The organism is Streptomyces sp. 3-6 (assembly GCF_056323165.1).
Genome location: NZ_JBWHZP010000001.1, coordinates 59,009 through 74,169, shown reverse-complemented (window position 1 = coordinate 74,169; position 15,161 = coordinate 59,009). Strand labels below are relative to the sequence as shown.

Sequence of the window (15,161 nt, the reverse complement as noted above, 5' to 3'; positions counted from 1 at the left end):
CCTCTCAGCGAAGCGCCTTCACCATCAGACGTTCCCTGGTCACCCCGTCGGACAACAGGTCTCCAAGTGCTCCCGTATCGACGAAACCGTTGCGCTGATACAGCGCGATAGCGGGCTCGTTGCCCGGTAGGACCGCTAGCTTCAGAGTCGCAGCACCCCTCTGCCGGGCCCAGCCTTCGACTGCCGCTAGCAACTGACCCCCGACGCTGCGGCCTCGTGCCTGAGGGCTGACCCACACCGACCTGAGCTCGCATGCGCCGCCATCCCCGGGAAGGCCGGCGGCCATCCCGACGGTTCGGCCGTCCAGCAGCGCAATGATGCTGTAGGTGGCCGGCATCGCAAAGCGCTCGCGCCACCGCTCTTCCCCACCGTTGTGCCATTCTTCGAGCCCAGCCGCGAAGGCGTGAGGTGCCTCGCTCAGTGCAGCAAGACGAACCTCCCGCCACAACGCCCAGTCGCTCGTCGTGAGAACCCGCAGGTGCACCACGACCATTAGTCTGCCGCGACACTCGGCTCACTGACCAACAGTGACGGAATAACCCTTAGTTCTCGCGATCCGGTTCCATGCCAGTCGAGCGGACGGAGTCAGCTTGCCGGGACGCAGCCTGGCACGCCTCCCGGGTGCATGTCCGCGCAACAACGCCGACGAACAACGGCGGACGCGTCCGGACACCTTCGGACCGTCAGCGCAGGATCACTACTGCCCTTGCATGCGCGATGTCGTCCTGGTGGTTGGCGCCGGAGGCCGGTGCCGGTGAGGCATCGGTCGAGGACGTCGAGGCGGTACCCGAGTTGGCGTCAACCGCGCCGACCAGCGGTGATCGGTGAGGTCGGGTGCGTAGGGCGGCAGCTGGAAGACGCCGAGCCAGCTGTGTTCGGCGGAGTCACTGCGCATACCGGCCGTCAGATGAGTGCTCAAGTTGTCTCAGACCAGCACGATCGGGCCGTCGAGGATGCTGGTGGCCGGTCTGGACAAGGCCGCGGTAGTCCTTCCAGAAGCCGCCCGCCCGCACACCCCTTCCCGCACACCACAAAGGCGCCGCTCCCACCCTCGGGCAGGAGCGGCGCCCCGGAAGTCACGGGTCGTCCCCGAGGCGGTGCCCCCGGGACGGCAGCCGTCGGTCGGGCCGTCAGGCCTTGGCTTCGGTCTGCGTCGCGGTGTCGATGTTGGAGCTCGTCACGTCCTTCTGCTTGTGCGACTTGTCCAGGACCATCACCAGGCCGGCGATGACGAGGAACAGCACGATCGGGGCGGCGACGTAGAGGCCCAGCGTCTCGATGACGCTCAGGCCCGTGCCGGGGTCGTCACCGTCGTCGCGGGTGAGCGCGAGCGCGGGGGACGTCATGAGCAGCATCATCAGCGTCGTACCGGCTGCCAGGGCGCCGGCGCGCAGGGCGTTCGTCTTGTCCACGGTGCAAAAGGTAGCGAACGCCTTCGGGGGCCGCGCGCCCGGGGTGCCATACGGGGCTGCGGTGCTGGTGGGGACGGTGGGGGCGGTGGAGGCGGTGCGTGCCGGGGTCATGGGCGGGCCGCACCGCCGGTGTCGGTACCGGACGCGACATCGGCACCGGCACCGGCATCCGCAGAGGCACCGGCGCCAGCACCCGCATCCACAGAGGCAGAAGCAGCGGCACCGGCAGCGGCACCCGTGCCGGTGTCCGTGCGGACGGTGTCGATCAGTGCCCGTAGGCGCGGGGAGGCTGTGAGGTCCTCCAGGGTGGCCGGGCGGCCGGTGGGGTCGGCGATGGGGAGGCGCCAGTTGGGGTACTGGTCCCAGGTACCGGGGAGGTTCTGGGGGCGGCGGTCGCCGATGCCGTCGGGGAGCCAGATGCCGATCATGCGGGCCGGGGTGCGGACCAGGTAGCGGTGGAGGGCCTGGATGCGGGCTTCCTCGGAGGAGGGGTCGCCGCTTCCGCCCGTGCCCTGGAGGAGGCCGAGGCGGGCGAGGAGGTCGAGCCATTCGGTGACGTCGGCGGCGGCCTCGGAGCGTTCCACGGTGAGGGGGCGGGTGAGCAGGCCGAGGCGGTCGCGGAGGTCGACGTGGTCGCCGGTGAGGCGGGAGGCGGTGGGCGGGAGGTCGTGGGTGGTGGCGGTGGCGAGGCAGTCGGCGCGCCACCGGTCCGGGGGGAGGGGGCGGCCGTCGCCCTCCCAGTCCCGTTCGAACCAGAGGACGGAGGTGCCGAGGACGCCGCGGCTGCGGAGTTCCTCGCGGACGCCGGGTTCCACGGTGCCGAGGTCCTCGCCGATGACGGGTGCGCCGGCGCGGGAGGCCTCCAGGACGAGGACGGCGAGCATGGCGTCGGCGTCGTAGTGGACGTAGGTGCCCTCGGTGGGCGGGTGGCCCTCGGGGACCCACCAGAGGCGGAACAGGCCCATGACGTGGTCGATGCGCAGGGCGCCGGCGTAGCGGAAGAGGGCGCGCAGGAGGTCGCGGAAGGGGGCGTAGCCGGAGGCGGCGAGGCGGTCGGGGCGCCAGGGGGGCAGGCCCCAGTCCTGGCCGCGGGCGTTGAAGGCGTCGGGGGGCGCCCCGGCGGACATGCCGGTGGCGAAGTGGTCCTGCTGGGCCCAGGCGTCGGCGCCGCCGGGGTGCACGCCGACGGCGAGGTCGTGGACGATGCCGACGGGCATGCCGGCCTCGCGGGCGGTGCGCTGGGCGGTGGTGAGCTGTTCGTCGGTGAGCCAGGCGAGCCAGGTGTGGAAGTCGACGCGGTCCATGAGGGCGCGGCGGGCACGGTCGGTCCCGGGTGAGCGGGGGTCGCGTAGGTCGGCGGGCCAGCGCTGCATGTCGGGGCCGTGCTGTTCGGCGAGGGCGCACCAGGTGGCGTGGTCCTCCAGGGGGCGGCCCTGGGCGGCGAGGAAGTCGCAGTAGGCGGCGCGGCGGCCGGGGCCGAGGGGGACGCGGCGGACGAGTTCGAGGGCTTCGCGTTTGGTGTCCCAGACGGCGTCGCGGTCGATGTGCGCGCCCTGGTGGAGGACGGCGTCGCGCAGGTGTGCGGCGCGGTCGAGGAGGGTGCGGAGCCGGTCCCGGTCCCGGTCGTCGAGGTGGGCGTCGAGGTGGGCGTATTCGGGGATGTCCTCGACGTGCAGGTGGACGGGGTCGGGGAAGCGGCGGGAGGAGGGCCGGTAGGGGGAGGGGTCGGTGGGGGTGCCGGGGACGGCCGCGTGGAGGGGGTTGACCTGGAGGAAGCCGGTGCCGAGGGTGCGGCCGGCCCAGCCGGCGAGTTCGCGCAGGTCGCCGAGGTCGCCCATGCCCCAGGACCGCCGGGAGAGGAGCGAGTAGAGCTGGACCATGAGGCCGTGGGTGCGGCCGGGCGGTGCGGGCAGCCGGGGCGGGGCGACGATCAGATGGGCGTGGGCGGTGCGGCCGTCGGGGGCGGTGGCGGTGACGTGGTGCACGCCGGGCGGGAGGTGGTCGGCGGCGGTGCGGGTGTCGCCCTGTTCGGTGGTGATGTGCAGGCGGGTGCCGTCGGGCAGGGCGGCGAGGGCGGGCGGGGTGGCGGTGCCGCGGCCGACGACGGTCGGGGGCAGGAGCCGGGTCCGCAGTTCCTCCTCGCGGGCGGTGAGCGCGGCGCGCACGGCGTCGGGGGTGCGGGCGTCGACGTCGAGGGCGGCGAGGGCGCGGACGACGGCGGTCGCCGAGGCGGTGACGGTGCGGTCCGGTGAGGGCCGGTAGGAGGTGGCGACGCCGTGCAGGGCGGCGAGCCGGGCGAGCTCCTCGGACGGGTGGTCGGCCGGTCCGGGCGCGCCCATCTACGCCTCCGGGCGGTACTGGGCCGGGAACGCGTCGAGTCCGGAGGGGTCCGTGCTGTCGAGTCCGGACGGGTCGGGGGCGTCGAGTCCGGAGGGGTCGGTGGTGTCGTCGGTCTCGTTGGAGAGGGGGCCGACGTCGGCGAGCGGGGGCTCGCTGGTGAAGGGTTCGGCGTCGGGGAGCGGGGGCTCGCTGGTCAGCGGGAGTTCGGTGCCGGTCGTCTCGGCGCTGAAGACGCAGGGTTCCTCGTCCCAGGGGTCGTCCCAGGAATCCCAGGGATCCATGAGGTCGGCGGATGCGGCGGGCCGGTCCGCCCCGGGTTTGGACAGAGCGGGGGAGGGAGCGGGGACATAGGCGGGTGCGGGCACGGAAAACCTCCTGGTCGGGCGTGGGCGTGCAGTCGTTCTTCCTGCCGGGCGACGCCGGCACGGGGTGGTCGTCCCGCAGCCCCTACCCAGAGGCCGCGAAACCAGACGCACCAATCCGTACAACGTGGTCCTGCTCACATTTTGTTTCCGTACCCCACCGTGCGCGGCGGACAAACTCGGCACATCGCCCCCTGTCGTTGACACCCTCACCACGGGGATGGTGGGCTCGGGCTGCTTCACAACGAATGGGTCACGGTCACGGTGGCCGGGCAACGCGTGCGGTGGTGGGCGCGTGGGCGGTCGCCGTGCGGTCGGGGTGTCGGAGTCGGCCGGACGTCGGTGGGACGTCGGTGGGTGGTGACCGGGCGGCCTTAGGTGCCGGGCGCGGCGGGGGGCGGCCGGTTCCCGGGGCCGCCGGGACGCGCCCGGCGCGGGTCCCGGGGTCTCCGTTCCGCCGGCCGGGTCCGTCGAGCACAACAGGAGGAGTCTGTGCAGCTGCGGCGTGGGAGGACGGCGCTCGCCCTCGCGGTCGCCGTCGTCGCCGGGTCCCTGGGGGGTGCGCTTCCCGCGGGGGCGGCTCCGCAGGATCCCGCGGCGACGTCGGTGCCGGATGCCGGGCGGGACCCGGACGCGCGGGGCACGGAGCCGTCGGTGTGGCCGCGTCCGCAGGAGCTGCGGGCGAACGGGGCGCCGGTGGCCGTCACCGAGGAGGTGGCGGTGGTGGCCGGCGCGGGGACGGACGGGGCGGCGCTCGACGCGGTGCGCGCGCTGCTGCGGCGCGCGGGCGCGAGCCGGTTCACGGCCCCCGGCGCACCGGTGCCCGAGGGGGCGCTCGTGGTGCGGCTGGGCGCGCACCGACAGTCCGACGACCCCCTGCGCTCCCTCCCCTCGGGCGGCTACACCCTGACCGTCGGGGACGGCCGGGTGACGGCCACCGGGGCGGGGCCGGACGGGCTGTTCCACGCCGTGCAGACCCTGCGCACGCTGCTGCGCCCCGACGGCCGCTTCCGCGCCGTCACCGTGCGGGACTGGCCGGCGACCGCCGTGCGCGGGGTCACGGAGGGCTTCTACGGCACCCCGTGGACGCACGGGCAGCGGCTGGCCCAGCTCGACTTCATGGGCCGCACCAAGCTGAACCGCTACCTGTACGCGCCGGGCGAGGACCCCTACCGGCAGGCGCGCTGGCGGGAGCCGTACCCGGCGGATCGCCGCGCGGAGTTCCGGGAGCTGACCGAGCGGGCCGCGCGCAACCACGTCACGCCGGCCTGGGCGGTCGCGCCGGGGCAGGCGATGTGCTTCGCCTCGGACGCCGACCTGCGGGCGCTGACACGCAAGCTGGACGCGATGTGGGCGCTGGGCTTCCGGGCGTTCCAGCTCCAGTTCCAGGACGTGAGCTACACCGAGTGGCACTGCGGGGAGGACGCCGACCGGTTCGGTTCCGGCCCCGAGGCGGCGGCGCGGGCGCAGGCGCACGTGGCGAACGCAGTGGCCCGGCACCTGGCGGACCGTCACCCCGGGGCGCCCGCGCTGTCGTTGATGCCGACCGAGTTCTACGAGGACGGCTCGACCGCCTACCGTCGGGCGCTGGCCGACCGGCTGGCGTCGGGGGTGGAGGTGGCGTGGACCGGCGTCGGGGTGGTCCCGCGCACCATCACCGGGGGCGAACTGGCCGAGGCGAAGCGCGTGTTCGGGCGCCCGCTGGTGACCATGGACAACTACCCGGTCAACGACTACGCCCCCGGGCGCATCTTCCTCGGCCCCTACCAGGGCCGCGAACCGGCCGTCGCCGCCGGTTCGGCCGCGCTGCTGGCCAACGCGATGGAGCAGCCGCAGGCGTCCCGGATCCCGCTGTTCACCGCCGCCGACTTCGCCTGGAACCCGCGCGCCTACCGCCCGCAGGAGTCCTGGCGGGCCGCGATCGCCGACCTGGCGGGCGGCGACCCGGAGCGTGAGGAGGCGGTGGCGGCGCTGGCCCGCAACGGCGCGTCGTCGGTGCTCGGCGCCGAGGAGTCGGCGTACCTGCGGCCGCTGCTGAAGGAGTTCTGGGCGTCCCGCACCGAGGGCGGTGAGCGGGGCGCGCGGGCGGAGAAGCGGCTGCGTGACGCCTTCACGGTGCTGCGCGAGGTGCCTGAGCGGCTGGCGGACACCCCGCTCGGGGCGGAGACCGGGCCGTGGACGGAGAAGCTGGCCCGCTACGGCGCGGCCGGCACGGCGGCGCTGGACATGCTGCGCGCGCAGGACGCCGGGGACACGGGGGCCGCCTGGGCCGCGTACCGGGAACTGGGCCGGGAGCGCGCCCGGCTGGAGGCGGCGCGGGTGACGGTCGGCAAGGGGGTGCTCGACCCGTTCCTGAGCCGGGCGCAGAAGGCGTACGGGACGTGGGCGGGGATCGAGCAGGAACCGCCCGCCCGGCCCGGGGAGGAATCCGGCGACCGCGTGCTGCGGCTGCCCCGGGCCCGCGCGGTGAGCACCGTGACGGTGCTGGCTGATCCCGGCACCGAGGGGGCGGTGGAGCTCCGCGTGCCCGGCGAGGGCTGGCGGCGGCTCGGGCCGCTCGACCGGTCGGGCGCCACGGAACTGCGCGCGGACCGGCGGGCCGACGCCGTGCGGGTCACCGGGGCGGACGGGCACCGCGTGCGGCATCTGGTGCCCTGGTACGCGGACGCGCCCGCCGTCTCCCTGGACCTGCCCGGCGACCGGGCCGACGCCGACATCGGCCGCACCGAGCGGCTCACCGCCACCCTGGGGTCGCTGCGCCCGGCCGACGTGCGGGGCAGGGTGACGGTGGAGGCGCCGGAGGACGTCGAGGTGCGGGTTCCCGAGGGCACGCTGCGGGTGCCGCGCGGCGGGACCGTGGCGGTGCCGGTCGAGGTGACCGTGAAGTCCGGCACGCCGTCCCGCTCGTACGAGGTCCGGCTGGGCTTCGGCGGGGTGAGCCGCACGCTGACGGTGCGGGGGATGCCGCCCACGGCGGGCCCGGACCTGGCGCGCACCGGCCGGGCGCGGTCCTCGGCGGACGAGACGCCCGACTTCCCGGCCTCGGCGGCGAACGACGGCGACCCGAAGACGCGGTGGTCCTCGCCGGCGGAGGACGGCGCGTGGTGGCAGGTCGACCTGGAGCGTCCGGTGCGGCTGGGCCGGGTCGAGCTGCACTGGCAGGACGCGCACCCGTCGGCGTACCGGATCCAGGTCTCCCCGGACGGCCGCCGCTGGCGCACGGCGGCCACCGTGCGCGACGGGCGCGGCGGCCGGGAGACGGTCCGGATGGACGAGCGGGACGTGCGCCACGTCCGCGTCCAGGGCGACAAGCGGGCGACGCCGTACGGCTATTCGCTGTGGTCGGTGGAGGCGTACGCGGTCGCGGAGCGGGGAGGCCGCGCCGACGGTGAGGGCGGTGCCGACCGTGCCGACCGCGGGGACCGCGAGGGCGGTGCCCGTCCGGGCGGGGTGGACCGGGAGGACCGGGAGGACCGTCGGGGCGGCGAGACGTCCGCGGCTCCGACGGGGGCGGACCGCGCGGGCGGGGGCGGCTGACGCACCCGCGGGCCTACCGGCCTACCGGCCTGCGCGCCTACGCGCCGATGTGAGCTGAGCGGGGAGCGGTCGGCCGGGGCGAGCGCAGGGGGGTGGGCGGAGCAGGGATGGGCCGGGCGTGTTCGCCGGCCCGGCTCTGCCCGGAGATGCTTCCGCGCGGCCTTCCGCTCGCGCGGCCTTCCGTTCTCGTGCGGCCTTCCGTTCTCGTGCGGCCTTCCGCTTTCCGTTCTCCGTGCGGTTGCCGGCTTCCATGTGGCCATCGGGGTTCTCGGCTTTTCGCGTGCCACTATTCACTCAGTACATGTACGTAGTACATACTGATTCGCATGAGCACCCGTCACATCCTGCTGGGGCTGCTCGCCTCGGGGCCGACCCACGGGTACGACCTGAAGCGACGGCACGACGAACGGTTTCCCCAGGCCCGGCAACTGGCCTACGGGCAGGTCTACACGACCCTGCAACGACTGGTCCGCGACGGGCTGGCCGAGGTCGAGGGGACCGAGTCGGACGGCGGACCGGAACGGACGATGTACCGGGCGACGGAGCTCGGGGAGCGCGAACTGGCGCTCTGGGCCGGGCAGGTCACCCCGCCCGCGCCGTTCGTGACGAACGAGATCTTCGCCAAGGTCGTGGTCTCGATCCTGTCCGGCGGCGACCCGGCCGCGTACCTGCGCACCCAGCGGGCCGCGCACATGGAGCGCATGCGGGAGCTCACGGCCGTGAAGACGGCTCCGGGCGCGGACCTGTCCACCGTGCTCTCGGCGGACTTCGCCCTCAACCACCTCGACGCCGACCTCCGTTGGATGACCACGACGGCGGCCCGGCTCACCACCCTGACCGCGGAGGTCGACGCAGCATGACGCACGGGGACGACGACAGGACCGCCGCGGGCGGCGGTGGTCACGGCAGCCACCCCTCGAAAGGGGAACCGCTCCTCGCGGCCCACGGCCTGGTGAGGACGTACGGCGCCACCGAGGCCCTGCGCGGGGCCTCGGTCGAGCTGCGGGCCGGCGAGATCGTGGCGGTGACCGGGCCGAGCGGCAGCGGCAAGTCGACGCTGCTGCACTGCCTTTCGGGCATCGTCCGCCCGGACGCCGGCTCGGTGACGTACGCCGGGGAGCGGCTGGAGGAGGCCACGGAGGAGCGGCTGAGCACGCTGCGGCGCACGGAGTTCGGGGTGGTGTTCCAGTTCGGCCAGCTCATCCCGGAGCTGACCGCGCTGGACAACGTGGCGCTTCCGCTGATGCTGGGCGGCGCCACCCGCGTCGAGGCGCGGGAGGCGGCGGGCGCGTGGCTGGAGCGCTTCGGGGTGCGCGGGCAGGGGGATCTGCGGCCGGGCGGGATGAGCGGCGGTCAGGCCCAGCGGGCCGCGCTGGCCCGGGCCCTGGTGACCGGCCCGAAGGTGGTGTTCGCCGACGAGCCGACCGGCGCCCTGGACTCGCTCGCGGCCGAGCAGGTGATGACGTCCCTGGTCGGCACCGCGCGTGAGGCGGGCACGGCGGTGCTGCTGGTCACGCATGACGCCCGGGTGGCCGCGTACGCGGACCGCGAGGTGCAGCTGCGCGACGGCGCCGTGGTCCCGCTGGGGGTGACGGCATGAGCGGCGGCTCCCCGCGCCCCACGGGCCCTGACGACGCGGGCCGCGGCTCCCTCCGCCCCGCCGGGGGCGACGGCGCGGGCGGCGGCTCCCTGCGCACCGATGCGCGGCTGGCCTGGATGCTGACCAGCGGTTCCGACCGCGGGGAGGCGTGGCGGATCGCGCTCACCGCGACGGGCGCCGCCCTGGCGGCCGGGTTCGCGTCGGCGGCGGGTGTCCTGGCGTCCCTCGGCGACGGCCGGTACGCCGTCCCCGTGGCCTCGGGGGTGCTGGACGAGCCGGGCACCCGCTCCGGGGTGGTCGTCGCCCTGCTGCTCCTGCTGGTCCCCGTGCTGGGCTTCCTCGGGCAGTGCGCGCGGATCGGGGCCGTGCACCGCGACCGGCGGATGGCCGGGCTGCGGCTGGCGGGGGCGACGCCCGCGCAGGTGCGGCGCATCGCCGCGCTGGAGACGGGCCTGGCCTGCGCGCTGGGCTCCGCGCTCGCGACCGTGGGCGCGGTGGTGCTCCTGCTCCGCTTCTGGGAGCGGCCGACGGCCGGGGCCTGGGCCGCCCTCGCCCTGGTCGCGGTGGCCGTGCCGGCGCTGGGCGCGGCGGCCGGCGGGCTGGCGCTGCGCCGGGTGGTGGCCTCGCCCCTGGGCCAGGTGCGCCGGGTGACCCCCCGTTCGGGACGGGGTCCGGCCCGGCTGTTCCTGATGTCGTTGCTGGCGGTGGCGGCGGTGGCGCTGTTCGCCGCGGTCACGTCACCGCCCTCACCGGGCCGCATGACGTGGGTCTGGAGAGCGCCCCTGGAGACGGCCTTCGCCCTGCTGACGGTGGGCGCGGGCGCGGTGTGGCTGTCCGGTGCCACGGCGGGCGCCGTGGGCCGGGTGCTGGCCCGGCGGGCCCGCTCGGCCGCCACCCTGATCGCCGCCGAACGGCTCCGCGACGACCCGTGGGCTCCGGCGCGCACCCATGCCGCGGTGCTGCTGGTGACGGTCGTCGGCACCGGGTTCGTCGGGCTGCGGCACTCGATGCTGGAGGGGCTGCGCCGGGACGGCCGGGACGCGCAGGACATGGCGTTCTACCACGCCGGCCTCGACCTGGCGGCGGCGGCGATCGCGGTGGCCCTGGTGATCACCCTGAGCGGTCTCGCCGTGGGAACGGCCGAGTCGCTGTCCGGCCGCCGCCGGGCCCTGGCCGCGCAGGCCGCCGCCGGTGTGCCGCGGGCGGTGCTGAACCGGGCGCTGCTGCTGGAGACCGCCCTGCCCCTCGCGCCCGCCCTGCTGCTGGCGGGGATCGGTGGCTCGGTCGTCGGCGTGGGCTACTCGGTGCTGACCTCGTCCAGCGTGCCGTGGGCCGGCCTGCTGGTGCCGCTCGGGATCTACGCGGCGTGCCTGCTGGCCGCGGCCACCGCTCTCCCCCTGCACCACCGCAGCCTGGATCCGGGCACGCTCCGGTACGGGTGACCGGGGGGCGGAGCGGGCCCGGGTCGGCGTTCGTGGCCGGGGGGCGGTCGGGGGACGGTCGGGTTCGCGGTCGGACGAGGGCCGGGGGACGGTCGGGTTCGCGGTCGGGGGACGGCCGGGTGGCAGCCGGTCCGGACGACGGCCGGACGACTGCCGCTCCGGGCAACGGCCGGGTGGCCGCCGGGGGACGGCCGTTGGGAGCGGGGCCGCGCCTGCCGTGTTCACGTCGGGTGCCGGTCGGGCCGGGTCCGGCCCGTCCCGGGGGTACGGGGGTGCCTCCGGGCCGGAACCGGTGTTCGCCGGACCGGACCCGAAGCGCACACGTCCCGCGCGGAGCCCGGAGAACGGGCCACCTCGTCCGCATCCGCACACCCGGACACCACCTCATCGGCGTCCGCGCCCCCGGACACCACCTCGTCCGCGTCGGCGCACCCGAACACCACCTCGTCCGCGTCGGCGCACCCGGACACCACCGCACCGACCCCGCAGCCCAGCTTCCTGCCGTCGCACCCCCACCGTCCAGGTCCCCGTCGTCCGGCCTCCTGCCGTCCGAGCTCCCGGCGGCCGGGTCCGTCAGGCCGAGATGCCGTCGATGCGCGCCATCGCGTCGTCCGCGCCGTACGGCTGGAGGTACGGCAGCCAGCGCGGGTCGCGGTGGCCGGTGCCGATGATGCGCCAGGCGAGGCCGGTCGGCGGGGCCGGCTTGTGGCGCAGGCGCCAGCCCAGCTCGATCAGGTGCCGGTCGGCCTTCACGTGGTTGCAGCGGCGGCAGGACGCCACCACGTTGTCCCAGGCGTGCTGGCCCCCGCGGCTGCGCGGGATGACGTGGTCGACGCTGGTCGCGACCCCGCCGCAGTACATGCACCGGCCGCCGTCGCGGGCGAACAGGGCGCGGCGGGTGAGGGGAACGGGCCCCCGGTAGGGGACCCGGACGAAACGCTTGAGCCGGACCACGCTGGGGGCGGGGACGGTGACGGTGGTGCTGTGCAGGTAGGCGCCGGACTCCTCGAGGCACACGGCCTTGTTGTCGAGGACGAGCACGAGCGCGCGGCGGAGCGGTACGACGCCGAGTGGCTCGTACGACGCGTTGAGAACCAGGACATGCGGCACGGATGCCTCCTTGTACGCCGGCGACGCGTGGCTCGCGCCGGGACGATCCGTAGTCAGTTTCCCCTCATGCCTGGTGAATGCGCCACCATGTCCCGGTAACGGGCTGAGAGTGTTTTCGACCACACCCCGGAGCATCCCCGGGATGGTGACCGGTTCAAGCGCAGGTGAGGCCGGTCTCTCCTTCGCACAACCCCCGGATCCGCCCACAATGCCCCGTTAGTGTGGTGCTTCTGCACCCGCCGGTGACCTTTCCGTGACCTCGGACCCCGCCCGGCAGCAGATCGCGCACCTGGAGGTATCCGCCGTGTCCGTGCCCGCCGTCCTCAAGGCCGACGGCCCGTCGCCGACTCCCACGGAGAGTCCGTCGCCGGCCGTCCCCTCGCTCCGGGACGCCCAGGAACAGGCGACGAACGCCGCCAGCTGGGTCGAGCAGAACTGGTCGACCTGGCTGGCGATCGGTCTTCGCGTGCTGCTCATCCTGGTGATCGCGACGGTGCTGAGAGTGGTCGTGCGGCGGGCGATCACCAAGCTGATCGACCGCATGTCCCGTACGGGCGACCAGCCCGTGAACGGCACGTCGCTGGGCGGCCTGCTGGTCAACGCCGAACGGCGGCGCCAGCGGTCGCAGGCGATCGGCTCGGTGCTGCGCTCGGTGGCCTCGTTCCTGATCCTGGGGACGGCCGCGCTGATGATCCTGGGCACCTTCCAGATCAACCTGGCGCCGCTGCTCGCCTCGGCCGGTGTCGCCGGTGTGGCGATCGGTTTCGGCGCGCGCAACCTGGTGACGGACTTCCTCTCCGGCGTCTTCATGATCCTGGAGGACCAGTACGGCGTCGGCGACACCGTGGACGCGGGCGTGGCCTCCGGCGAGGTGATCGAGGTCGGCCTGCGGGTGACCAAGCTGCGCGGCGACAACGGCGAGATCTGGTACGTGCGCAACGGCGAGGTCAAGCGGATAGGGAACCTCTCCCAGGGCTGGGCGACCGCCAACGTCGACGTCACGGTCCGCTCCGACGAGGACCTGGACCAGGTGAAGGAGGTCCTGAGCGACGTCGCCGGGAAGATGAGCAAGGAGGAGCCCTGGAACGAGCTCCTGTGGAGCCCGATCGAGGTGCTCGGCCTGGACTCCGTGCTGCTGGACTCGATGGTGGTGCGGGTCTCGGCGAAGACGATGCCCGGCAAGTCCGTGACCGTGGAGCGGGAGGCGCGCTGGCGCATCAAGCGGGCCTTCGACGAGGCCGGCATCCGCATCGTGGGCGGTGCCACCACCCCGGTGGACGCGGCCCCGGGCCCCGATCCGGCCGCGGCCGTCGCGCCCCCGTCGGCGTACGCCAGCTCCGTCTCCCCCCAGTCGATAGCAGCCTCCCCGCTGACCCCGCCGAGCACCACCAAGTAGCAGGGCGCCGGCGCGCAGCGGCGAGCGGCGGCAGCGGTCGCGCCGAGCCGCACCGTGCGGCACACGGCGCCCCGCCTCTCCCCCCGCACCTCCGCAGGGCGGCACCCGGGACCTTCCCGGCTGCCGCCCTGCGGCACGCTGCCACCCTGCGGGGCCGTTCGGCCGGACCAGCCGGACTCGGACCTGCCTCGCCTCCCCTCCACGGCCCACCGGTCACGGCCCACCAGCCCCTTGACGGGCCGACGACGAGGGCCGTACGTTCCTCACGTCAGAGACAGGAAACTTTCCTAACAGTGATCGCGGCGGCGCCGTCCCGGCCCCTCCGGAGCCGTCCGGAGTCCTCCCGGGCCCCCCGGGCTGCGGGGCACTCCCGGGGATCCCACCGGAGACGCCCGGGTGCCCCTGGATGGACGCCCCGTGGCGACCGCTGCGAAGCTGGGCGGCCGAGGAAGGGCAGGTGTGGCACCCCATGGCAGGAACCGCCGGCACGCCGGGCACCCCGCGGGTGCTGCGGGCCATGAACGACCGTGCGGCCCTGGACCTCCTGCTGGAGCACGGGCCGCTGTCCCGCACCCGGATCGGCAAGCTGACCGGGCTGTCCAAGCCCACGGCGTCCCAGTTGCTGGCGCGGCTGGAGGCGGCCGGACTGGTGCTGGCCGGCGGCACCACCGAGGGGCGCCCGGGGCCGGGCGCCCGGCTGTACGAGGTGAACCCGGCCGCCGCGTACGCCGCCGGGCTCGACGTCACCCCCGAGCGGATCCGCGCCGCCGTCGCCGACCTGACCGGCCGGGTCGTCGGCGCGCATGACGTGCCCGCCCCCGGGCGCCGCTCCCCGGTCCCCGTCGTGCGGCAGGTCACCGACGCGCTGGACGGCGCGGTGAAGGCGGCGGGGCTGACCCGGGCCGACGTCCACCGGCTGGTCATCGGCACGCCGGGCGCCTTCGACCCCACGACCGGCCGGCTGCGCTACGCCTCCCACCTGCCGGGCTGGCACTCCCCCACGCTGCTGGACGAACTGGCCGCCGCCCTGCCGATGCCCGTCGAGTACGAGAACGACGTCAACCTCGTCGCCCTGGCCGAGCAGCGGCTGGGCACGGCGCGCGGCCACACGGACTTCGTCCTGCTGTGGAACGAGACCGGGCTCGGGGCCGCCCTGGTGCTCGGCGGGCGGCTGCACCGGGGGTGGACCGGCGGTGCGGGCGAGGTCGGCTTCCTGCCGGTGCCGGGGACGCCCCTGGTCCGTCAGGTCACCCGGGCCAACAGCGGCGGCTTCCAGGAACTCGCCGGTTCCCAGGCCGTTCCCGTCCTGGCCCGCGAGGCCGGCCTGGAGGACGTACCGGAGGGCCCGTACGCCGAGGTGGCCGCCGCGCTGCTGACCCGGGCCGCCGACGACCCCGACCACCCGGGCCACCAGCGTCTGCTGCGGGCCTACGCCACCCGGCTGGCCACCGGCCTGGCCTCGCTGGTCTCCGTGCTCGACCCCGAACTCGTCGTGCTCAGCGGCAGGTCCCTCACCTCCGGCGGCGAGGCGCTGCGCGCGCTCGTCCAGTCCGAACTGGGTGAACTGGCCGCCTCCCGGCCCCGCCTGGTGGTGGGCGACGTGCGGGAACAGCCCGTGCTGCGCGGCGCGTTGGAGAGCGCGCTGGCCGCCACCCGCGACGAGGTCTTCGACACCTCCCGCTGACCCGCCCCCTCCTCGTCCCCGCCCACTTCGCCCCTCACCTCCTCAGACCTCACCTCCGCCCCCTGCCCTCCACGTCCCCCGGGAGACGTTCGTCGACGGCGCCCCCTCACCGGCCGGAGGGAGCCGGACCGGCCGTACTCCGCTCTCCGCGTCTCCGTGAACGCCCTGGACGCCCTGGACGCCCTGGAAACGTCCCACATAGATCGGGCACGCCCCGGCCCCTCCGGGACCGACCCCGAACCCGCGACGGCACCCCGTGTGCCCGGCACCGAAAGCGA

11 protein-coding genes are annotated in these 15,161 nt (G+C 75.2%); 6 read left to right on the top strand and 5 right to left on the bottom strand.

Features of this window, described 5'->3' with window-relative positions; translation table 11 throughout:
* Positions 1-4: 4 nt before the first annotated feature.
* The 4 genes from AC02VZ_RS00280 to AC02VZ_RS00265 all read right to left on the bottom strand — a co-directional run bounded on the left by AC02VZ_RS00280 (position 5) and on the right by AC02VZ_RS00265 (position 4,117).
* Positions 5-487, bottom strand: a complete 483-nt coding sequence (locus AC02VZ_RS00280; protein ID WP_432055410.1) for a GNAT family N-acetyltransferase — start codon at positions 485-487, stop codon at positions 5-7.
* Positions 488-1,130: 643 nt separating this feature from the next.
* Positions 1,131-1,412, bottom strand: coding sequence for a hypothetical protein (locus tag AC02VZ_RS00275; RefSeq protein ID WP_362089814.1), 282 nt, complete (start codon positions 1,410-1,412; stop codon positions 1,131-1,133).
* Positions 1,413-1,519: 107 nt separating this feature from the next.
* Positions 1,520-3,751, bottom strand: coding sequence for a 4-alpha-glucanotransferase (malQ, locus tag AC02VZ_RS00270; protein ID WP_476474188.1), 2,232 nt, complete (start codon positions 3,749-3,751; stop codon positions 1,520-1,522).
* On the bottom strand, positions 3,752-4,117 hold the full coding sequence (locus tag AC02VZ_RS00265) for a hypothetical protein (protein ID WP_476474187.1): 366 nt from the start codon (positions 4,115-4,117) through the stop codon (positions 3,752-3,754).
* Positions 4,118-4,606: 489 nt separating this feature from the next.
* Here AC02VZ_RS00265 and AC02VZ_RS00260 point away from each other — a divergent pair, with 489 nt between their 5' ends.
* The 4 genes from AC02VZ_RS00260 (at position 4,607) to AC02VZ_RS00245 (ending at position 10,693) form a co-directional block, all read left to right on the top strand.
* Positions 4,607-7,651 carry a beta-N-acetylglucosaminidase domain-containing protein gene (locus tag AC02VZ_RS00260; RefSeq protein WP_476474186.1) on the top strand — a complete coding sequence of 1,015 codons (3,045 nt, stop codon included), beginning with the start codon at positions 4,607-4,609 and terminating at the stop codon, positions 7,649-7,651.
* A gap of 326 nt (positions 7,652-7,977) precedes the next feature.
* Positions 7,978-8,511: a PadR family transcriptional regulator gene (locus AC02VZ_RS00255; protein WP_432055415.1), complete on the top strand. Its 534-nt coding sequence runs from the start codon at positions 7,978-7,980 to the stop codon at positions 8,509-8,511.
* Positions 8,508-9,251, top strand: a complete 744-nt coding sequence (locus tag AC02VZ_RS00250) for an ABC transporter ATP-binding protein (protein WP_476474185.1) — start codon at positions 8,508-8,510, stop codon at positions 9,249-9,251. Before AC02VZ_RS00255 ends, AC02VZ_RS00250 begins: the two co-directional genes overlap by 4 nt.
* Positions 9,252-9,367: 116 nt before the next feature.
* Positions 9,368-10,693 carry an ABC transporter permease gene (locus tag AC02VZ_RS00245; protein WP_476474527.1) on the top strand — a complete coding sequence of 442 codons (1,326 nt, stop codon included), beginning with the start codon at positions 9,368-9,370 and terminating at the stop codon, positions 10,691-10,693.
* 573 nt (positions 10,694-11,266) lie between these two features.
* Here AC02VZ_RS00245 and AC02VZ_RS00240 read toward each other — a convergent pair.
* Complete coding sequence (locus AC02VZ_RS00240) at positions 11,267-11,803, bottom strand: HNH endonuclease (protein WP_432055417.1); 537 nt, start codon at positions 11,801-11,803, stop codon at positions 11,267-11,269.
* A gap of 304 nt (positions 11,804-12,107) precedes the next feature.
* Between AC02VZ_RS00240 and AC02VZ_RS00235 the strand changes: the two genes are divergently transcribed.
* Both AC02VZ_RS00235 and AC02VZ_RS00230 read left to right on the top strand, forming a co-directional pair.
* Entirely contained in the window at positions 12,108-13,199 is a 1,092-nt protein-coding gene (locus AC02VZ_RS00235; RefSeq protein ID WP_476474526.1) for a mechanosensitive ion channel family protein, read from the top strand.
* A 469-nt stretch (positions 13,200-13,668) separates the two neighbouring features.
* On the top strand, positions 13,669-14,883 hold the full coding sequence (locus AC02VZ_RS00230; protein ID WP_476474184.1) for an ROK family transcriptional regulator: 1,215 nt from the start codon (positions 13,669-13,671) through the stop codon (positions 14,881-14,883).
* The last annotated feature ends 278 nt before the right edge of the window (positions 14,884-15,161 follow it).